Here is a 20,832-nt window from a genome sequence, read left to right on the forward strand (position 1 = left end):
AGGAGGGGCATCATGAAAAAGATCGAGCGGGCGCTCATAAGCGTTACAGACAAGACCGGGGTGGCGGAATTTGCCAGGGCCCTGCACGAGATGGGGGTGGAGATCGTTTCCACCGGGGGCACGGCCCGGGTGATCAGGGAGGCCGGAGTCCCGGTGACGGATGTTTCGGAGGTTACCGGTTTCCCTGAGATGCTAGACGGCCGGGTGAAGACCCTCCATCCCAAAATCCACGGGGGACTTCTTTTCATAAGGGACAAAGAGGAGCATGTGCGTCAGATCGAGGAGCACGGCATAAAGCCCATAGACCTAGTGGCGGTGAACCTCTACGCCTTTGAGAAGACGGTGGCCTCGGGGGCGGACCTTGAGACCGCCATCGAGAACATAGACATCGGCGGGCCCACCCTTCTTCGGGCCGCGGCCAAAAACTTTAAATATGTGACCGTGATCGTGGATCCCGCGGACTACGAGAGGGTGCTCTCCGAGATGAGGGCCCACGACGGGGCCACCACCCTCAAGACCCGGTTTGAGCTGGCCCGTAAGGTCTTTGAGACTACCTCCGGTTACGATCGGGCCATCGCGGAATACCTGGCGCGGGTCTCCCCTCCCGAGGAATAGATGATATGCGTTTCCATTGCGGAACCCACGGTTGAGGACGCCCTTACGACTCTCGCGCAGGCCGAAGCACAGGCCGATCTCTGCGAGATAAGGCTTGATGCCCTTGAGGAACCCGCGGTTGCGCCCTTTCTTCCCGCCCGAAGAAAGCCCCTTCTTTTCACCTTCCGGGCGGAAGATGAAGGCGGTTTCCGTTCCGTTCCGCTCCCCCAGCGCCTCCGATGGCTCTCGGAAGCCGCCTCCGCCGGGGCGGACTATGTAGACATCGAACTTGCCGCCGGCCCCGAGGCCATCCGGGAACTCCACAAAATCTCACGCACCACAAGACTCATTCTTTCTTACCATAACTTCAAAAATACCCCAAAAGAAGATTACTTAAAAGACAAAATTAAAGAGATGGTTGAGCTAGGGGCGGCCATCGGAAAGGTGGTCTGCATGGCGAAAGAGGTGGAGGACGGGTTACGGCTTCTCGGTCTCATTTCCTGGGCCAGGCGACGATTCGACTTCCCGCTCATAGCCTTTGCCATGGGGCCGCTCGGGAAGTGGACCCGGGTGGTCTCGGTGCTTCTGGGAGCGCCCTTTACCTATGCAGCCGCAAAGCCCAGTGGCGCGACCGCCCCGGGGCAGCTTACGGTGGAGGAGTTGCGCAGGGCGTTAGACCTCATTTCCGGGGAGCGTATTTCGTGAAGGTTTTCGGGGTCATAGGCTATCCGGTTTCGCATTCCCTCTCACCGGTGATGCACAACGCGGCCCTGAGACACCTGGGAATATCCGCGGTTTACGGGGCCTTTGAGGTGAGACCGGAGGAGCTTGAGGCGGCCATCTCCGGAGTCCGGGCCCTGGGGATAGGAGGGCTTTCGGTGACCGTGCCCCACAAGGAGGCCGTAATGTCCTTTCTTGACGAAATAGATCCGGTGGCCGAAAGGATCGGAGCGGTCAACACGGTGGTGAACCGGGAGGGGCGACTTTTCGGGACCAACACCGACTGGCTCGGGGTCAAGCGCAGTCTCGAGGAGGCCGGTCTCGAGCTTTCGGGAAAGCGGGCCGTGGTGGTGGGGGCCGGGGGTGCGGCCCGGGCGGTGGTCTATGCCCTGCGGGAGCTGGGAGCGGAGGTCGAGATCTACAACCGCACAGTGGAAAAGGCCGAAAGGCTTGCCCGGGATTTCGGGGGGAGAGCCTATCCCCTCTCCGAAATCATGAGGGCCTCCGGAGAGATCGTCATTCAGACCACGAGCGTGGGGTTGAAGAGCCGGGAGAGCCCGGTTCCGGAGGAGGTTTTCAAAAATTTCCGGGTGGCCATGGACATAGTGTATGTACCGCTCAAGACGCGGTTTCTTGTCGAGGCTGCGGCCGCGGGCTGTAAGACCATTGACGGCCTTAAGATGCTGGTTTATCAGGGAGCGGAGCAATTCCGTCTCTTTACCGGATACGAGCCTCCGGTGGAACTCATGTACGAGGCGGCTCTGGAGGTCCTTCGTGGAAAAGAGAGAGATCAGGCCTCTTAAGGGGCCGGTGGCGTTAAAACTCCGGCTTCCTGGTTCAAAGAGCCTTACGCAGAGGGCCCTTCTGTGTGCGGCTCTGGCGGAGGGATTCTCGGAGATCCGGAACCCACTCCTCAGCGAGGATACGGAGCTCCTGGCCGCGGCTCTAAGGGTTTCCGGTTGCGCGGTGGAGTTGAGGGACGGATCTTTTACGGTCTCGGGGATAAAAGGCCGGCCTTCCTTTTCCGGGAAGGAGATCTTTTTCGGAAACAACGGCACCGGGTCCCGGTTCTTCCTGGCTTACGCCGCACTTACCCGGAAGGGAGAGGTCGTCCTCTACGGAAAACCTCGGCTCCATGAAAGACCCATGGGGCCACTGATTTCGGCCCTGAGGGACCTCGGGGCGAGGGTGGAGTGTCTCGAGCGCGAAGGTTATCTTCCGGTAAGGGTCTTGCCCGGAGAGCTTTCCGGCGGTCGGATCAGGCTTCCGGCCACCCACAGCAGCCAGTACATCTCGGCCCTTCTTCTCATTGGTCCCTATCTTCCGGGAGGGCTTGAGCTTGAGATCGAAGGAGAGATGGTCTCCACCCCCTATGTGGAGCTCACCCTTTCGGTGATGAGGGCCTTCGGAGCCGAGGTGGAAAGGATTTCCGGTGGTTTCAGGGTTCGCGAGGGTGGCTACCGGGGCCGGCCCTATGAAGTGGAAGGCGACGCCTCAAGTGCCTCCTATTTTCTCATTCTTCCGGCCCTTCTCGGGGGTTCGGTGAAGGTGGAAAACCTTCCTCCGGACTCTCCCCAGGCCGACACCCTGCTCCTCAAGATCCTCTCTGGGATTGGAGGTCTGGTGGAGTCGGCGGGAGGGGGCGTGCGGGTCTCTTTTTCCGAAAGGCCCCGGGCCTTTGAGGTCAACCTCAGGGAGGCCCCGGATCTCTTCCCCACGCTCTGCGTGCTGGCTGCGGTGGCCGAAGGGCGTAGCCGTATCTATGGGGCTCCGCATCTCCGGTACAAGGAATGCGACCGCATAGCCGCCATGGCCACGGAGCTTAAGAAGTGCGGGGTCTCTCTTACGGAGTTTCCCGACGGGATCGAGATTCAGGGGGGAACCCCCCTTCGGGGAGCCGAGATCGAGACCTACGACGACCACCGGATTGCCATGGCCTTTGCGGTCCTGGGCCTCAAGGTCCCGGGCATGGTCATCCGCAATCCGGCCTGCGTGGCCAAGTCCTTCCCGGAATTCTGGGATTATCTGGAGAGAGTTTATTCTTCTCTTGGGATTAGTCCGCTTTATCGTCATACTTGATATTTTACTCCAAAAATTTTATATCCTGTCCGTAAGGGAACTATTGAACCTTTTTTCTTGAACGGAGCACTATGTGATAGAAGATTTACTGAGGCGCCTGGCGGAGGGCGATGAAGGGGCTCTTAAGGAGCTTTACGAGCTTACGGGCCGGAGGGTGTGGAGTTACATCTGGCGTCTCTGTGGAGACAGGGAAATGGCCGACGAACTTACGGTTATGACCTACACGGAGGTCTGGCGTTCGGCTCCGGGCTTTCGGGGGGAGTCGAAGGCCCTTACCTGGATTTACGCCATCGCCCGCCGGCTCACCTATCGGACCCTCCGCGGGAGGAGGATGGAAGAGGATCCGGAGGAAGGGGAAAATTCCCCTGTCTCCGAAGAAGATCCGTTTCGGGAATGTCTCAGGTTGGAGATCCGGGCCCTGGTGAGAAAAGCCCTGGAAGCCCTCCCCCTAAAACACCGGGAGGTGCTGGATTTGGTTTTTCTTCACGGGTTAACCTATGAGGAGATTGCCGGGATCCTTAACATTCCGGTCAACACCGTAAAGACCCGGGTTTTCCATGCCAGGAAAAAGTTGCGAAAGATTCTGGAGGGTATGGGGGTGAAGAGGGATGATGTGCTCTAGGGAAAAAGACGATCTGAGAGCGCTCATTCCTCTTTACCTGGCGGGATCCCTCCCCAAGGAAGAAAGGAAAAGGCTTGAGGAGGCCCTGGCCGGGGACCCGGAATTACAAAGGGAGCTTGAGGGGTGGCGGCTCCTTAAGGAGGCTTACGGGGATCTGGCCCGGACTCTTCCTGGTCCCTCCTCCGATCTTTACGCGGAGATCCGGAGGAGAACCCGGGGTGGTTTCGGCGGCCGGGTGCGGATATTTCTTCGCCGGCGGTGGCGGCATTCCTGGCAGGCGGTGATAATCGTCCTTCAGCTTCTGATCATCATCCTTCTCGGCATACATTCCCTCCGCTCTCCCAGGTATTACACCCTGAGTTCTCCGGTGTGCTCCGAAAAGGGATATCGAATAAACATCGTGTTTCGGCAGAATGCCACCGAGGGAGAGATCAGGAAACTGCTCCTCTCTCAGGGGGCCCGGATAGTGGACGGTCCCTATCCCTCGGGGCTTTATGTGATAACCGTTCCTCCCGGGGAGGCGAGACAGGCTTTGACCGTTTTCAGGAAGAGCCCTCTGGTGATCATGGCCGAAAGGGCCTCCTGAGGGAGATTCCTGTCCGGTCGGGGCAAGGTCCGCGCTCTCCCGGGGAAAGGAGGGGGGATGAGGTTCTGGCATCTGGTCCTGGGGCTGGGGGGTATTCTTTTTCTGGTCGCGGGGGTTAGGGCCCAGGAGGGAGCCTGGCTCGAGATGATTTCCCCCGAAAGGGGGGCCCGTCTCGTGGCCCGCCGCCCGGAGATCCGTTTCCGTATCCTGGTGCCCTTTGAGAGGGATTCCCTGCTGGTGCTTCTTGATGACACCGACATCACCCCGGTGCTGAAACTCGAGGAGGGAGAGGTTTCCTTCCGGCCCTTTCGGGTGCTGCCTCCGGGAGAACACCGGCTGGTGGTGAGTCTGCGGGACATCCGGGGACAGCCCCTGGAGGAAACCGTCCTCTTTTACACCCGTCACACCCGGCCCTTCGAGGAAGCCCGGGTCGATAACGAGCTTTCGGCTTACTACCGTTTTACCGTGAGAAAGCCGGATTCTCCCCCCGACGAGCCGGACTCCCGGGTGGAGGCCAACCTTTCCTCCGAGGCCCGTCTGAGGGATGGCCCCTGGAGCACCGGACTGCGCACCGAGTTGCGCTTCGTGGATCAGAATACTCCCCTGAGCCCTCCCCAGGAAAAGGGTCTGGATCTGACCCACTGGCTTTTCACCGGGGCCTATGAGAAGGATGCCCTGCGTTTCCGGGCCGAAATCGGAGATGTGCAGATCAGTGAAACCCCTTACACCGTAAGCGCCCTTGCCCGAAGAGGCGGGTATTTCCGTTTCGGTTTCGGGGATTACGCCCTGCGATTCTTCAGCGTAAAGAGCGCCCAGGTCTTCGGACTCAAGGGGGGCACGGGAATCGGCACCGAAACCGAGGATCACATCCTGGGTGTGGCCGGGGAGGCCCGCTTCTTCAACGGAAAATTCCGTCTCACCACCGTATACGCCGGAGGGGAGGAACCCGGGGAGTCCTTCGGGGTCTTCGCCGGGGCCGGGGGCACCAGGGGAGAGGTCTTCGGGGTTCTCGTCTCGACTCCCCTGAGCGAGAAACTGGAAGCCGAGGCCGAGGCCGATTTCTCTCGCTACGATCCCGACACCTCGGACGAATTCGGCAAGGAAAGCGGGGCGGCCTACCGGGCCGGTTTCCGGGGAATGTGGGGGGCCTATCGCTACGAGGCCGCTTACGAATACTTCGGCCGGGATTACGCCGTGGTGGGGCAGGCCCCTCCCAGGGATCGGGCGGGTTTTCGCATTAGGGGCGGAGCCTCCCGGGGGGTGCACGATCTCCAGCTTGAGGTCTCCCGATACCACGACAATGTGGAAAAGGATCCCCTCTTTCCCCGGACCTACAGCACGGATCTCGGCCTTACCTATACCTGCAATCGCTTCCGGCGACTCCCGCTGGGGCTTTCCTATCAGAAGAACATCCAGGACAGCCGGGACGAACCCGAGGGCACCCCTCCCCTTAAAATGCATACCGATACCCTTTCCGCTCAGGCCACTCTCCTTCTGGGCCGGCTGAATCTGGCCTTTTCCGGAAGCTTCTCCTTTATGAACGACCGCACGCCGGAGGATCGGGATACCGCCAATCTGGTCCTTACTCTGGCTCCCTCTTACGGCGGAGAGGGTTTTTCCCTAAGTCCTTCCCTTTCCTACAACGAATCCCGGGACCTGGCCTCCGGGGTAAAGACCCGCACCTACACCCTGACCCTGGATGTGCGGAAGGACTTTCTCGCCGGGAGGGGGAACCTGGCCCTGAGCGGCGCCTACAATCTGGTGCGGGCGGACGACGATTCCGTGGACAACCGCAACCTCGACCTGAACCTCAACCTGAGCTACAGCCTGAAACCGCTCTTTCAGGATTCCCTGAGGAGCACCCTTCAGCTTCAGGGGCGCTACCGGCGGAACGAGGATCGCGTTTACGACCATTCCGACGAGGAATACGGAATTTACCTGATCCTTACCGTAAACTGGAGTTTTTCCCTTTAGGAGGTGAGCCATGCGCAGGATCTATCCGATTTTTGTTCTGTTTGTGATATGGGGCCTCTGGTGGCCGGGTAAGGCCGGGGCCATCACGGTCACGGCCACCCCGGGCAGTGCCCGCGTGGGAGACACCGTCAACTTCAATATTACCGCGACCTTTTCTTCGGGAATTACTTCCTGTACTCTCCAGATCAATTACGGGGATAGTGCCAGCTGGTTTACTCTGGGCACATGTACAACCACTCCTTGCTCTTTTTCCACCACCCACGCTTACACCTCTTCGGGAACCTACACTATAAGAGTACAACATGATCCCGGTTCCTGTGATCTGGCCTATCCCCCCGATCCTCCCGATCCCGCCACCACCACGGTGAACATCACCCCCGCCCTTACGGTCACGGTCACCCTTTCTCCCGCGAGTCTCCGGGTCCCCCGGGGGGAAAGCAGCCTCTGGCACCTCGTCTATAACTTCCGGTCTTCCACCGCGGCTCCGGTTACCCTCACCTCCTCGCGGGGCTATTTCAGGCTCGGAGCGACAACCCTGGGGACGGTTCCCCGTTCCCTTTCGGTGACCCTTCGGGGCGGGCGGGCGGTGCTTACCGAAAATCTGACCGTCCCGGTTGCGGTTCTGGAGCGGGCCTTGAGGCGTGGAGCGACACTCATCACCTACGAACGCACCTTCACCGGCCCGGTCACCGTGAGCACCCGGCTTCCCATACGCATCGTTACGGAGGCCACCGGCGGACTCCGCATCCGGCGCCTCGAGCTTTACTTCGAGAATCGTCGGGCCGAGATCACCGTGCCCCGCCACTTCCGGGATCTCCGGGCCTACGCCCGTTTGCGCTACAGCGGCTCCGATCTCCTGCGGGGCTACTGGGAGGTGGACGGCCGCGTCCTTTCCTATGTGCAGCGCCACCTCACCTATTCCGGAGAGCTCGTGCTGGAAAGCCCCCGCATCCCGCCTCTTCCCACCTACGAGCCCGGCACCCACCTGGTGCGTTTCGTGATCGAGGATCCGCCCCCGGCCTTCGAACTTCCCACCATCCTTTACTTCGTAACCACCGGTGAGTCCCGCGTGCTGACCCTGCGGCTGATCTCACCGGCAAACGGGACCTCGCTGACGTCCGAAGCCCCGGAATTCCGCTGGGAGGGCCTGAACCGCACCTCCCTCTATCTGGTGCAGTTCTTCGAGTCCCCGGACAAACCCCCCGTCTTTTCGGCCTACACCCGTTCCACCTCCTATCGCCTTCCGCAGCCCGTCCTTCGTCGCTTTTTCTCTCCGGGCAAACGGTATTTCTGGCGGGTAAGCGGTTTCGATTCCGCCCGCAGTCTGGTGGCCGAAAGCCCGATCTGGAGTTTTCGTCTCCCCGTGGAAAAGACCTATGTGCCGGGAGAGATCCTGCTGGCTTTTCGGAGTCGGAGATTTTCGTCCGGGCTTCTGCGAGCCCTTACGGAAAGATACCGGCTTTCCGAGATCCGGAACTTTTCCTTGGAGGCCCTGAGGCTCAGGGTCTTCCTGTTACGAACTCCCGACCCGAGGGCGGACATCCCGGCCCTGGTGCGGAGTCTTTCCCGGGAGGGCGGGGTATTTCTGGCTCAGCCCAATTTCGTCTTTCGCACCCGCTCCGAGCCCCTGCGGGCCCGACAGGCGATTCTTGATCTTCTGGGTGTGGATGAGTTGCACCGTCGCTACCTGGGGCAGGGGGTGCTGGTGGCGGTGGTGGACACCGGGGTGGACTTTCGGCACCGGGACCTCCGGGATCGGGTGCGTCTTCACCTGAACTTCGTGCCGAAAGAAGGGTATCGTCCGGAGATCCACGGCACCGCGGTGGCCGGGGTGATTGCGGCTTCGATCAACGACTTCGGGATCGAAGGGCTGGCCCCGGAGGCGGAACTTCTGGCCTTAAGGGCCTGCCGTGAACTGGTCCCGGGAGAGCCGCCCGGGGAATGTTACAGCGAGACCCTGGCCCGGGCCCTGGATCGGGCCATCACCGAGGGGGCCGAAATTGTAAACCTGAGTCTGGGGGGCCGGGTCCGCGATCCCCTGCTCTCCCGTCTGATCGAGAAAGCCGCGGCCCGGGGTATCCTTCTGGTGGCCCCGGCGGGGGAAAAGGAACCCCTCTTTCCCGCGTCCCATCCCGCGGTGCTCGCGGTGGGGATGAGAACCGACTCAGAAGCCGATATTATCGCTCCGGGGGAGAAGATCCTCACCACCTTCCCCGGAGACCGTTTCAATTTTCTCTCCGGCTCCTCCATGGCCGCGGCCGCAACCAGCGGCCTCCTGGCCCTGGCCCTGGAGAAGTACCGGGGGCATCTTCCACGGGAGAAGATGGCCCCCCTTCCCGGGAGTCTCTGCGCCCTGGAGAACCGCCTCTTCCGGTCTGGATTGTGCCGGGAAGATACCCTTTTGAACCTTTCCGCGGGTAAGAGACACTAAAAATATAGTTGTTAAAAAATTTTTCATAAGGAGTCAACTATCAGGAATTGATAGCTAGGCATGGGGCACCCCCGCAGGAGCAAGTTTAGAAGGATCGAAGAATTGATTACGAGTAGAGAGGGCATAGATTACCCGGATCAGTTTGTTAACTACGGCTATCATGGCTTTTTTATAGCTTCTGAACTGGGTGTATTTCCTTCGGAAGTAATGCTGAAAAGTTTTCTCCCACTTGACCGTTCCTACGGCCATCTGGAAGAGGATATTTCGAAGGTAAGGATTTCCCTGTTTGGAGATGTTCATACGGACCTTCCATTTTCCGGATTGTTTGACCACGGGATCTGTTCCGGCATATTTGATCAGTTTTTTGGCGTTACTGAAGCGTTTTATGTTTTCGACTTCGGCCAGGAACCTGGAGGCGAGGTCGCGGGAGATGCCTTTTATGGAGGAGAGGCATTCCAGCTGAGTTTTCATGGTAGTTTCGATCTCCGTCTGGAGGTCTTTTTCCAGTTTTTCGATCATGGATTGGAGGAAGAAGATCTTTTGGATGTAAATTTGGAGGATTTTTTCCAGGCCTTTATGAGAGATCCCCACCGAGTTTTGGGCCACCTGCACGAGGTCTTGAGCGGAGAAGGAAGGTTTACGGCCCGGCAGTCGGGAGAGGATATAGTCTATTTTTCCCCAACCGGCTTTGGCAATTCTTTTAGCGGAGGGGTAGCGGCTGAGGATTTCAAGGAAGGCCCGAGAGAAGACATTGAAGTGTTTTTCGGCTTCGGGGAAAAGGGCGGCGAGGGAGTGTTTGATTTGGGTTTTGGCCTCGGCGATTTCCTGTTTGAGTTTTTGGATTTGTCGGGCCAGGAGTTTGGTTTCGGAGGGGAGGGTAGCTGGTTTAAGGAGGTGGGGATTGGAGAGGGCAAAGAGCGCCAGGAGGAAGGCGTCTTTTTTATCGGACTTAGAGGGGTTGTTAGCGGAGACGAACCGGACGAAGTGATGAACCATTTTAGGGTTGAGGAGGGATACCCGGAAGTCCTGGTCCAGGAGGAAGGCGAGGAGAGGGAGGTGGAAGCGTCCGGAGGATTCAAGGACGATATGGTTTGGGGTATAGGCGGAGAGAGTTTGGAGGAAGTCTTCGAAGCCTTTGGAAGACATGGGGAGGTTTTTGGATACGAGCTTTCCCTTTTGTGGGTGAAGGATACAGAACTGGAAGGAATTTTTGGCGACATCGATACCTATGTAGAACATAGGCTACCTCCTGGGATAAGGTATATGTCCCTCAGCTCCATCCTCCCGTTTGGCAGGGGCTTTTGCGCCCAACCAACCAATTGGGAGTTGAGGGACAGAGGGACAGACTCCTATAGAGGCTTCCAAGCCTACGAAAAATGGAGTCCTTGTCCCTCTATAAACTTTATCTCGGGAATGGATATAACATAATTCATTGCAGGAGGGAAAATTATGGATGTTAAAAAATGGGCAATCATGTTATGTGCAATTTCTGTGGCCTTATCCTCGGGTATCTGTTCCGCCGGACAGACGGAAGGATTCCGCACAGGGAAGACCGTAAAGGGAAAAGGACCTGTTCGCATCCCGCCCCCGGCAAGAATACCGGTGGATCTCTCCATATTCGTCGCCGGTAATAAAAATTATGTCTCGGGTTGCACCCCCTGTCAGTCGGAACTTGGCAAAGTCGATGCCATTTTTCTGAACGACATCACCGTGGGAATCAGGTGTAGCGCCCGAAATGTTAGGAGTGCTACCGGTACATTAACGGTCAGCTACTACAGCATTTCGGCTCATCGGATTGTAACCCAGAGCAAGACCTTTACCGTTCCCTGTAAAGGACAGCCCAGAGAGGTCCTGGTGACGGTGGTAAATCATCCCCTTCTTATAGGTGCGCGCATGGGAATCTGGGCAAAGATAACTCCACAGAGACCGTTCGTGGATACGAACCCCAATAACAATCAAAAAGTAGAAACCGATCCGGGAAAAATGTGCGTCATGTCGGGAGTTTATTGAGGGAATATCTCGGATTCCTCGGGATTAAATCAAGGGAGGCGGTCATGAAAAGATTTTTAAACTTGATAGTGGTGTTAGCCCTTTTCTTCTCAGGTGCCACGGGAGTTTGGGCGGCCAGGTCGTTTATAGTTTCCTATGCCCCAAAGAGATGTACGCCCCTTTATAAGGGGCACTACAGACACCTGATCCGCTGGCGCTCCTCGGGAGGATCACCGATCCAGGGTCCCGTAAACATCCTTTTGATCCCAAAGTCCGGCCGCTCCATAATCATTGCCACCGGGGTCTGGAACAATGGCCAGGGCCAGTATGGCTGGGGTGTTCCGGGAAATATTCCCGATGGTGAATACAAGATAAGGGTTGTTCTGGCCGGAGATTCTCAAATCTATGGAGAGACTGCGTTCTTTGAGGTGAGCTCTGTGCCTCATCGTGCCGAATTGATCACGGTTACCGAACCTCCCTTTGTTCCTCAGGGCACACCTTATGGCTATTCGGGACGAAGAGTCTGCTACAAGGGAACAAGATCCAGGGTGAGATGGAGTATAGAGTGCGGGATTGATGGTTCACAGGCCAGGGCTTCCATCTATCTTGTATCAGAACACGGATTGCGTAGCTTCACCCTGGCCACAGACGCCCGAATAGGATATGGTCTCTATAACTTTATCACCATCCCCCGGAACATTCCCAGCGGAAGATACCGGATAAAAATAGAGACCGTTGACCGCCGCATCTGGGGACAGGGCAAGCCTTTTGAGGTGGTGGATCTTCCCAGTGTTTCCATCACCAGCCCTCGTGCGGGAAGTGTATTGTATGTCGGTAGAAGCTATCATATCACCTGGCAGACCGTTGAGGTTTCTAACCCGGCCACGGTGAGGATCTACCTCATACAGGGAAACAAAAAAAGGCGGCTTTACCAGGGGCCAAACAACCATGATTTCCTCTGGAAGGTGGGCTACAGAGATGTGGGAACCTATACCCTGAGAATTGAGGTGCTCAACTACAGGATCCACGATGAGATCTCAAACATAGCTGTGAAGTTTCCCACAATAAAAGGCCCCGGACATTTGGGATCTTTTGATAAACCTGACATATTTGTAAAAGAAATTGCACTGGAACGAGGTTATGGTCCTCGCTGCACATGTAATACGGAGGTAACAATAGAAAACACAGGTGAAGAAATGAGAATTGTTGATGTTATTGTACAGAGACAGTTAACAGTTATGAAAGGAACTCCTGGCACGGAACAATTTGCTTATGTGTGCCGGGTTTTTAGTGACAGGCTCCCGGGTGATTTTGAAAGGCGTTATATATGCCAGTTTGGTTTCCGTCGTCCTCCAAAAAGGGCCAAGCGTGTAAAAATCCGTGCCATTGTAAGCTGGCGGGATGGAAAAGGGAATCATCGCGTGGCCAGGGTAAAAGAGTTTCCTATTTCCCCTTGCTGTAGATGATACAAACTTACAAAGACAATGAAAGGAAAATTATGATGTTTAGAAGTAGAGCTTTAAAGCTAAAATTTTTGATATTCAGGGAATATATTGCTGGTGGTCTCGCCTTGATCTTTCTCATGACTACTGCTTCTTCATCCCTCTCGCAAGGGCTCTATTTCCCCTCGCTTCCCAAAACTCCCATCAAACCTCCCCCCATGGCCGATCTCGCCGTAACCAGCATCGCCTTCAGCCCGAAAGGGACTTCAGCCACCGTGACCATTACCGTCACGAATGTGGGCACTGCAAGGTCCCCGGCCACAAAACTCTCCGCCGTCCTCATCCGGCAAAGGGGAAAGCTCGGCAAATCCTGGAACCTCAAGCCCCTCAATCCCGGCCAGAGCACAAGGATAAGCTGGACAATCAAGCCGGGGGCGGGCATAAACACGCTCAGGGCCACCGTGAAGGATCCCGTCAACAGGAAAAACAACACCCTGCAAAAGAGCTTCCCCTTCTTTCCCCGGACACCGGCCCGAAAGATCGTCATCTCCAAGACCCGAAGGGCCTTTCCCCTCAAAAGACATGTTCCCGGAAGGATGGTGAAAAACCGACATCCCCAGAAAAAAACACCTTTTCCCTTCAAACCGGGAATGGAGAAGCACCTGAAAAACCGGATGTGGCTCAAGGCCGCAAAGAAACCCCCGGGGATCTCCACCTACGAGGGGAGTATGGCCATGTTCGTCCGTCCGCGGAAGGGTGAGGTGCTCCCCGTGGGGGAGAGCTATAGGGTTGAGTGGACCCTGCCTGAGGAAATGAAGGGGCCTGACCACACGACTGAGACTGGAGCTCATATCGGACGAAAACCCGCCCCTGATTCCGGATCTGACCCTGGCCAGAGACATGTCCCCCCAGGCGAGCAGCTACCGGATGGACACCCGCCTTCTGCCCCCGGGAAGATATCACCTGAGGCTTGAAATCGGGCGTCAAGGGGAAAACCGTTACATTTATACCAATTTTTCTATAGATCGGCCCCGGCTGCGGGTAGGTGCTGGATTTGTAAATGGTGATTATGCAAGTGGACGCTGTTATGAGGTGGGGAATTCATATACGGTTAAGGTAGAAATAAAAAATGAAGGATACGATGCCCTACAACCCTTTCAAGTAAAAATAGGCGCATATGTCCAAGGCCCAGATGTTAAACCCAAGTTTGACAGTCGGAAGGGGCTGGGGAATCTCAAGTGAGCATTTTCGGCCCGAAATAACCCCTAAATGCCCCTCTAATTCCCTCCTTCCACCTACGACTCATCCTCTTAGCCTTCAAATGTTGTGCTATGCCTACAAAATTACATCTTGACAAACAAGAAAATCATGCTACTATTTTAGTGCTATGTATATCCGCACCAAAACCTTCAAAAACAAAGACGGCTCCACCAGGACCTACCTCTATATCGTTGAGGGCAAGCGGGTTAACGGAAAAGTACGCCAGAGGATCGTAGCCAACCTGGGACGGCTGGAAAAACTTAAGGAGGGTCAACTGGACAAGCTGATAGAAGGGCTGGCCAGGTTTTCCCGGAGGCAATGGATAGAGGCTTGTGCCCGATCCCTTGAGGCCAAATGGGCCAAGGATTTCGGTCCGGCGTTGATCTTTAGAAGGCTATGGGAAGATCTTAAGCTTGATAGGATTCTGAGGAAGCTTCTTTCTGGGACGGAAATTTCCATAGATGTGGAAGAAGCGGTTTTTGCCATGGTTTTGAACAGGCTCTGTGACCCGGCCTCGAAGCTTGGGGTTAGCCGATGGAAGGAGACGGTATATCGGCCGGAGTTTGAGAGGCTTGAGCTTCATCATTTTTACCGGGCTCTTGATTTTTTGGCCGATCATAAGGACGAGATTGAGGTAGAGCTTTTCGAGAGGATAAAGGATCTTTTCAGTCTGGAGCTTGATTTGGTGTTTTGGGACACGACGAGCGCGTATTTTGAGGGGAGAGGGGCGGAGGGGTTTTGCGAGTATGGATATTCGAAGGACCGGAGGCCGGACCGTGTGCAGGTGATATTGGGTTTACTTATGACGCGGGAGGGGATGCCGATAGGGCACGAGGTGTTTCCCGGGGCTACGGCGGATGTAGAGACATTTTGGGCGGTGCTTAAGGAGTTGCGGGGTCGGTTTCGGGTGAGGCGGGTGATTTTGGTGGCTGACCGTGGGATGGTGAGCCGGAAGATTTTGGAGGAGATCGAGGCTTTGGGGCTTGAGTATTTGGTGGGGGTGAGGATGCGGAAGCTTAGGGCCATGAAGGAGGTTTTGGGTAGAGGGGGCCGTTTCCGGAAGGTGAAAGGGAATTTGAGGGTAAAAGAGGTCTGGCATGAAGGCAGGCGTTACCTGGTTTGTTTTAATCCGGAGGAGGCGGAGAGGGAGAGGGCTGCGAGGGAGGAGGTGGTAAGGAAGCTTGAGGAGAAGCTTAAGGCGGGTGGTCTTAAGGGGCTTATAGGGAATAGGGGTTATCGTCGATATTTGAAGGTGAAGGGGGCGGAGGTTACGATAGATCGGGAGGTATTGGAGGAGGAGGCGCGGTATGATGGGAAGTATGTGCTTGAGACGAATACGGAGCTTGGGGTGGAGGAGGCGGCGCTGGCGTATAGGGATCTTTGGAGGGTGGAGAGGGCTTTTCGGGAGATCAAGAGTGGTTTGGAGCTGAGGCCTATTTATCACTGGACAGAGAAGCGGATACGGGGCCACATAATGGTTTGCTTTTTGGCCTTTGTGCTGGAGGTGGTGATGATGAGGAGGCTTAAGGAGGCGGGATGTAAGGGGTCTTACAGGGAGGTGATGAGGGATCTTGAGAGGCTCAAGGCGGTGGAGGTTGCGGTTGACGGGAAGAAGTATTTGGTGAGGACGGAGCTTGAGGGGAGGGCGTATGAGGCGTTCAGGGCGGTGGGTATGAGGGTGCCGGGAAGGGTGCTGGAGGCAGGAGAGGAAGAAGGTGTTGTGGAACGTGGAGGTAGTGTGCCCGAAAACCGTTGATACAAGAGAATTTTTTTGCCCGGGGTGTCAAAGTTGGGTTAAAGATAGATACCTGATAAAAGAGAAGACTCTTGTCATCAATTCTCTAAATCGTAACAGCAAGACCTATGTATCAATAACCTTTCCTGTCATCTCTGATAAGTCACACATAATCAAAGTGGACCCTGACTTTACACATCAGTATTCTTCCAGCAGCGAAGTTAAAGAGTTTTTTCTAATGACCTGTAAACGTCCTGATCTTATCGTAATGGTAGATAGAATTAAAAACAAAAATCTTCTTGATAAAGTAACCTTCCGTGTAAGGGTGAAAAATGCCGGTTATTCCCCTACAACAGAAAACGCGAGGGTGAAGCTGACCATTCAAAGGAAAGAGAACCACTATTTCACTGTGCCTCCCCTGGATGTAGGACAAGAATGGACGGATACTTTCACCAAAAGGTTTTACACAACAGGAATCAAGAGATACTCCGCTTATGTGGACATTGACGGGGTTATTCCGGAGTCTGATGAAACCAATAATTTTACTGCGGGACGTTTCCAGGTCTTTACGCACACGGAACCGATGCCCGAGGACAACCCGCGCCCTCCGCAATTGATCCTCAAGGAGATCTACGGTATCCCGGAGACACAAACCATTGATGCCTCGGCACGCTTTGAACCCTTTCTTGTCCTTCAATGCTATTCGCCTGATCATGTGCCGTGTCCAAAGGTACTGGAGATATTCGGAATATTTAACGGGAAGACTAAACTCGTAGAAATGTATGGCAGTTCAATTGTGTATCCTGGTGAGACTATACGTTTTAAATTGAACGGTTACCGCTTGGAACCGGGGATTCTTAGTGAATCTCCTTGGCTCGATTTTAGTCTTAAAATTTTGCGAGGAAGTAATGGAAACTATACTTTAATTCCTCTCTTGGAAAGGCGATACAGGGTGGCAAAATCTCAGGGAGTTACTTCAGGCATAGCTTCGGTCATGAAAAAGAAATACTCCTCGCTCCTCGGAACAGGGAAGAAAAACCCCCATCCCCTCACCATCATCTCTCCCACAAAAGACAAGGTCTGGACCAAGGGAAGGACCTATCAGGTTGCCTGGATCGGAGAGGCCCGGGGACCCTACACCCTGAGTCTGATCTTTCCGGATCACCCCGGAGAGCCCATAAAATTTGCGGAAAATGTATCGGGCCGCTCCTTTGATCTTCTGGTAAGGCGTGAGCTTCCCCACGGTCTCTATCGGATCAAGGTGGAGGGCCGGGACGGATGGGGGGTAAGTGAAGCCTTTCGGATCCGCTCATCAACACCTCCACGACTCAGGATAAAAGCCGGTTCCATCTCGCAGGAGATTTCAAAATGCAAGACTAAGCCCTACAAGGTTAAAATAAACCTGATGATAGAAAACAAAGGCGGCTACCAGGATCAGCCCTTCCCTGTGCGCTTTACCTTTTCCAGAGGGCGAAAACTGGTTAAACAAAAAGAGATTTTAGCAGGACCTTTACTGGATAACAGGGAATTGTCCCTTAAAAGAACCTTCAATCTCAAAACCGGTGGAAGATATGACATAAGTATTCATGTAGGGCGAAAGAGTTCAAAAGGCCCCAGCGAGACCACCTTTGAAAAGCGTGGCTATCTGATCAAGCCCCTGCCCGATCTGCGCGTGGCCTATCAGCAGGAGGGTAACAGGCTGAAATTCATCGTGAAAAACATCGGCGATGGCATCGCCAACCCCAGCTATCTGAGGCTCAAGTATAAGCCCAAGAGGAGCCAGTCTGTTTCTGCTCCCGGATGGAACAAAGAAGGAGACTTCCTGGTACATGATCCCATCCCGGTGAAAGCCATCGGTGCAGGAAGATGGATTGAGATTGAAGGGCCATCGTTTCCGGTTCCCGTTAGTGGGGGAGAGGTCTTCTATGTAACCGTGAATCCGGCCAGAGAGATAAGTGAGCTCTGTGACTTAAACAATACTGTCAGCGGCACTCTTACATCCTCTCCTTCCTCACAGCCTCCCGCCCCGGAAGATCTGTTTGAGATAAAAGACAGGACCCCCCATACATTTAAAGTCCGTATAAGCCCGCAAACTCAGGTCCACGTGCCCTTTGATTTCACCCTGCGCAACGGAAGCTCCCGGCAGGCCACCCCTCCCGTGGAGGTGGTTTTAACTGTAACCCAGGGGCAACGGGAGAATTCCTATCCCTACCGGGTTCCACCTCTTCTCACCTCAGCCATGGGAGCTAGGGACGAATTTCATCTTACCAAGACCCTTTCCTTCCCATCCACCGAAGGGGATATCTCCTATAAGCTCTGGATACCGGGTGAAGGCGGAGGAACTGTGTTGAGCGAAGGGGTGGTGAAAGTAAAACAGTGGCGTTGAGTGGACGGGTTTTTACTCATCGCTGCCACTTTCCGGACCAACTTTCCTCATGAGTATACCTATCTTCCTCCCAAATTTCTCCGGCACAGCAACATCCCGGGTCGGAATACGGGCATCCCAAAAATCCTCGATTTCCTCCCTGGAAAGCCGCTCAATTTCCTCTTTACCGTGCAAGCTCTCTATGAATCCATTCCAATAAGGACTGCCCGGAGGAATTACCCTCTGTCTGACCCTCCATCTCCTACAAACCCTCTGGAATTCCCTAGAGCGAAACTCAGGACCATCGTCCCGCCTTATCTCCTCCGGTGGCCCATAATGCCGGCATAAATGGTCAAAGTACTCCGCACCCATCTTCCCATCTATCCTTCTGTCCCACCACGCTCCCAGAAAAAATCGGGTAGCCTCGTCCATGACCTGAAAGATCCGGAACTTTTCCGTCAGCTAACCGTTCCTCCTTGAAGTCCATGCTCCATCGTTTCAAAGGCTTTCTGGCAACCTCAATGGGAAAAGCTTCTTCCGTTCTCGGGGGCCTCCGCCAGCCTCGCTTCTTGCGAAGACAAAGACTGGTTGGCCAGTTTTTCTTCGTAAGAAGCCTTTTTACTCCGATAGAAGTAAGAGGACTTGGATAGGTCGACCAGGCGTAAGGCTTTATTTAAGGAAAGACCATTTTCAACCAGTTCAGCGACTAACATTTTCTTTTCCTCCGGGGTCAAAAATTTTTTTTAATTACCTGAGTTAGGGCCTGGATTTCGAGTTCTTTTTCGGCCAGCAGTCGTTTCAGCCGGGCATTTTCTTCTTCCAGGGCTTTTAGTCGTTTGGCCTCGGAGGAGGAAAACCCGCGGTATTTTTTGCGCCACCGGTAGATGGTCTCGCGATACACCGTATTTTCTTGCGATAGCGGCTACGGAGTTACCGGGGGTGTCGGCCTCGGCCAGGATTCTGATGATCCGGTCGATAGCAAACTTTTTCGTGGCTAACCTCCATTACTTTGAGTTGCCATTCCTATAAATCCTAACATTCCAGGTGGTTCGAAAAATGGGGAGCAGGTCAGTCGGGAATAATCACCCAAAATCGGAAATCGAATCCCCTAAACCTCACTTATTGAGGAAGAGTCTCAGGTCTCTATCCTTTATGTATCAAGAGTTCCCGAGAATTTGTCCACAGGTTGTCCCCAGGAGGAGTTTGGACTTTCTGAAACCCTTGATAATCAAAGGAAAGATGGTGCCGAGGGCGGGACTCGAACCCGCACGGGCCGAAGCCCACTAGCCCCTCAAGCCAGCGCGTCTACCAATTCCGCCACCTCGGCATCCGTTCAATTTTTAAACTGAGACTCTAAGCTCGTCAAGATCTGGGGCCGGGGGTCCCCCCGGCCCCGACAAAACTTAGCTCAGACAGGCCTTGAGATCCTCTTCAGGGGTGGAAATGGGTCTCAGGTTGTACTTTTCCGCGAGAAAGTTCAGCACATTCGGGGTGAGAAAGGCCGGAACGCTGGGCCCCAGACGGATGTTCTTGATCCCCAGGTAAAGCAGGGTCAGCAGGATGGCCACGGCCTTCTGCTCGTACCAGGAAATGATCAGGGAGAGCGGAAGCTCGTTCACCTCCACATTGAAGGCCTTGGCCAGGGCCAGGGCGATCTGGATGGCGCTGTAGGCGTCGTTGCACTGCCCGATGTCCAGCAACCGCGGAATGCCCCCGATGTCCCCGAGATCCTTGTCGAAGAACCGGAACTTTCCGCAGGCCAGGGTCAGGACCACGCAGTCCTTGGGCACCTTCTCCACGAACTCGGTGTAGTAGTTTCGGACGGGCTTGGCTCCGTCACAGCCACCCACCAGGAAGAAGTGCCGGATGGCCCCGCTCTTTACCGCCTCGATCACCTTGTCCGCCACCGAAAGGACGGCATTGCGGGCGAACCCGGTCATCACCTCTTTGCCCGGGGCGTCTTCCTTAAAGCCTCCCATCTTTTCGGCCATTTTGATGACCGGGGCGAAGTTTTCGTCCGCAAGGTGTTTCACTCCGGGAAACCCCACCGGCCCCAGGGTAAAGACCCGATCCTTATAGGAATCCTTGGGAGGCATGAGACAGTTGGTGGTCATGACGATGGGGCCGGGAAATTCGGCGAACTCTTTTTGCTGATTCTGCCAGGCCGTCCCGTAGTGTCCGTAAAGGTGCTTGAACTTCTTGAGCTCGGGATAGCCGTGGGCCGGGAGCATCTCTCCGTGGGTGTACACATAAATGCCCTTGCCCTCGGTCTGCTTCAGAAGCTCGTAAAGATCCTTGAGATCGTGCCCGGAGACCAGAATGGCCGGACCGGCTTTGTGGCCCAGGGGCACCTTGGTGGGTACGGGATGCCCGAAAGTCTCGGTATTGGCGGCGTCAAGGAGCTCCATGGTCCGAAGGTTGATCCTCCCGGCCTCAAGGGCCACCCCCACCCAGTCCTCAAGGGAGAGGTCGTCGCGATAGAGCTTAGTCAGGGCCTCTTTCATGAAACGATAAACCTCCTCGTCCTCCTTGCCGAGCTTGGCCGCGTGATAGGCGTAGGCCGCAATGCCCTTGAGGGCGTAAAGCACGGTGAGCTTGAGGGAGAAGATGTCCGGATCCCTGGCCTTCTCCGGCTTGAGCTCCACCTCTTCACCCTGTTTGACCAGACCATCCAAGGAGCCGGCGGGTTCAAAACGGGCCACCTCCGAGACCCCCTCCACCCCGGCCCGGGTCCGGAGATTCTCCCGCAGATCCACGGCCCGACGGATGTATTCCGCGATCCGCTCCGGGTCGAAGTTTACATTGGTAAGGGTGGAAAACAGGGCCTCACAAAGAAAGCGGTCCACCTGGCGGTCCTGAACGCCCGCCTCCCCGGCCTTAAGCGAAACCTCCGCAAGCCCCACCAGGGCGTGCACCAGAAGGTCCTGCAGTTCGTCCACCTCGTGGGTCTTTCCGCAGACCCCGATCTTCACGCAGGCCTGCCCTTTAGCCGTCTGTTCACACTGGTTACAAAACATACTCCGCACCTCCTTTAC

Annotated in this window: 18 protein-coding genes and 1 tRNA gene; 13 read left to right on the top strand and 6 right to left on the bottom strand. The window is 55.5% G+C overall.

Going from position 1 to position 20,832, the window contains the following annotated elements; translation table 11 throughout:
- Nucleotides 1-12: 12 nt before the first annotated feature.
- The 8 genes from K3767_RS07965 to K3767_RS08000 all read left to right on the top strand — a co-directional run bounded on the left by K3767_RS07965 (nt 13) and on the right by K3767_RS08000 (nt 9,006).
- Nucleotides 13-615: an IMP cyclohydrolase gene (locus tag K3767_RS07965; protein WP_221173040.1), complete on the top strand. Its 603-nt coding sequence runs from the start codon at nt 13-15 to the stop codon at nt 613-615.
- Nucleotides 616-1,299, top strand: coding sequence for a type I 3-dehydroquinate dehydratase (gene aroD / locus K3767_RS07970; protein ID WP_221173041.1), 684 nt, complete (start codon nt 616-618; stop codon nt 1,297-1,299). It abuts the gene before it with no gap.
- Nucleotides 1,296-2,117 carry a shikimate dehydrogenase gene (locus tag K3767_RS07975; RefSeq protein ID WP_221173042.1) on the top strand — a complete coding sequence of 274 codons (822 nt, stop codon included), beginning with the start codon at nt 1,296-1,298 and terminating at the stop codon, nt 2,115-2,117. Before aroD ends, K3767_RS07975 begins: the two co-directional genes overlap by 4 nt.
- On the top strand, nt 2,089-3,393 hold the full coding sequence (gene aroA / locus K3767_RS07980; RefSeq protein WP_221173043.1) for a 3-phosphoshikimate 1-carboxyvinyltransferase: 1,305 nt from the start codon (nt 2,089-2,091) through the stop codon (nt 3,391-3,393). Before K3767_RS07975 ends, aroA begins: the two co-directional genes overlap by 29 nt.
- Nucleotides 3,394-3,466: 73 nt before the next feature.
- Nucleotides 3,467-4,015, top strand: coding sequence for an RNA polymerase sigma factor (locus tag K3767_RS07985; RefSeq protein WP_221173044.1), 549 nt, complete (start codon nt 3,467-3,469; stop codon nt 4,013-4,015).
- Nucleotides 4,002-4,601 (top strand): anti-sigma factor, encoded by a 600-nt coding sequence (locus K3767_RS07990; protein ID WP_221173045.1) that lies wholly within the window; start codon nt 4,002-4,004, stop codon nt 4,599-4,601. The genes K3767_RS07985 and K3767_RS07990 overlap by 14 nt, the downstream gene beginning before the upstream one ends.
- A gap of 57 nt (nt 4,602-4,658) precedes the next feature.
- Complete coding sequence (locus tag K3767_RS07995; protein ID WP_221173046.1) at nt 4,659-6,575, top strand: hypothetical protein; 1,917 nt, start codon at nt 4,659-4,661, stop codon at nt 6,573-6,575.
- A 10-nt stretch (nt 6,576-6,585) separates the two neighbouring features.
- Nucleotides 6,586-9,006, top strand: coding sequence for a S8 family serine peptidase (locus tag K3767_RS08000; RefSeq protein ID WP_221173047.1), 2,421 nt, complete (start codon nt 6,586-6,588; stop codon nt 9,004-9,006).
- 54 nt (nt 9,007-9,060) lie between these two features.
- On the opposite strand, the gene K3767_RS08005 is transcribed toward K3767_RS08000, so the two are convergent.
- Nucleotides 9,061-10,245, bottom strand: coding sequence for an IS110 family transposase (locus K3767_RS08005; RefSeq protein WP_221171521.1), 1,185 nt, complete (start codon nt 10,243-10,245; stop codon nt 9,061-9,063).
- 210 nt (nt 10,246-10,455) lie between these two features.
- Between K3767_RS08005 and K3767_RS08010 the strand changes: the two genes are divergently transcribed.
- The 5 genes from K3767_RS08010 to K3767_RS08030 all read left to right on the top strand — a co-directional run bounded on the left by K3767_RS08010 (nt 10,456) and on the right by K3767_RS08030 (nt 17,818).
- Nucleotides 10,456-11,016 carry a hypothetical protein gene (locus tag K3767_RS08010; protein WP_221173048.1) on the top strand — a complete coding sequence of 187 codons (561 nt, stop codon included), beginning with the start codon at nt 10,456-10,458 and terminating at the stop codon, nt 11,014-11,016.
- Between the two features lie 44 nt (nt 11,017-11,060).
- Entirely contained in the window at nt 11,061-12,461 is a 1,401-nt protein-coding gene (locus K3767_RS08015; RefSeq protein ID WP_221173049.1) for a GPI anchored serine-threonine rich family protein, read from the top strand.
- Between the two features lie 35 nt (nt 12,462-12,496).
- On the top strand, nt 12,497-13,411 hold the full coding sequence (locus K3767_RS08020) for a CARDB domain-containing protein (protein ID WP_221173050.1): 915 nt from the start codon (nt 12,497-12,499) through the stop codon (nt 13,409-13,411).
- A gap of 413 nt (nt 13,412-13,824) precedes the next feature.
- The gene (locus K3767_RS08025; RefSeq protein WP_255592095.1) at nt 13,825-15,453 is read left to right on the top strand and encodes an IS1634 family transposase; all 1,629 of its coding nucleotides are present in this window, start codon (nt 13,825-13,827) and stop codon (nt 15,451-15,453) included.
- A complete protein-coding gene (locus K3767_RS08030; protein WP_221173051.1) occupies nt 15,413-17,818 on the top strand; it encodes a CARDB domain-containing protein in 2,406 nt (801 codons plus the stop codon). The genes K3767_RS08025 and K3767_RS08030 overlap by 41 nt, the downstream gene beginning before the upstream one ends.
- Nucleotides 17,819-17,830: 12 nt before the next feature.
- Here the strand turns inward: K3767_RS08030 and K3767_RS08035 are convergent, their stop codons facing one another.
- The 5 genes from K3767_RS08035 to hcp form a co-directional block, all read right to left on the bottom strand.
- On the bottom strand, nt 17,831-18,259 hold the full coding sequence (locus K3767_RS08035) for a DDE-type integrase/transposase/recombinase (protein ID WP_370630451.1): 429 nt from the start codon (nt 18,257-18,259) through the stop codon (nt 17,831-17,833).
- 56 nt (nt 18,260-18,315) lie between these two features.
- On the bottom strand, nt 18,316-18,510 hold the full coding sequence (locus K3767_RS08040) for a hypothetical protein (RefSeq protein ID WP_221173053.1): 195 nt from the start codon (nt 18,508-18,510) through the stop codon (nt 18,316-18,318).
- 17 nt (nt 18,511-18,527) lie between these two features.
- Nucleotides 18,528-18,698 (bottom strand): transposase, encoded by a 171-nt coding sequence (locus K3767_RS08045; protein WP_221173054.1) that lies wholly within the window; start codon nt 18,696-18,698, stop codon nt 18,528-18,530.
- 339 nt (nt 18,699-19,037) lie between these two features.
- Nucleotides 19,038-19,124, bottom strand: a tRNA-Leu gene (locus K3767_RS08050).
- A 76-nt stretch (nt 19,125-19,200) separates the two neighbouring features.
- Nucleotides 19,201-20,814 carry a hydroxylamine reductase gene (hcp, locus tag K3767_RS08055; RefSeq protein ID WP_221173055.1) on the bottom strand — a complete coding sequence of 538 codons (1,614 nt, stop codon included), beginning with the start codon at nt 20,812-20,814 and terminating at the stop codon, nt 19,201-19,203.
- Between the last annotated feature and the right edge of the window lie 18 nt (nt 20,815-20,832).

The organism is Thermosulfurimonas sp. F29, assembly GCF_019688735.1.
In the GTDB taxonomy this organism is placed as follows: domain Bacteria; phylum Desulfobacterota; class Thermodesulfobacteria; order Thermodesulfobacteriales; family Thermodesulfobacteriaceae; genus Thermosulfurimonas_A.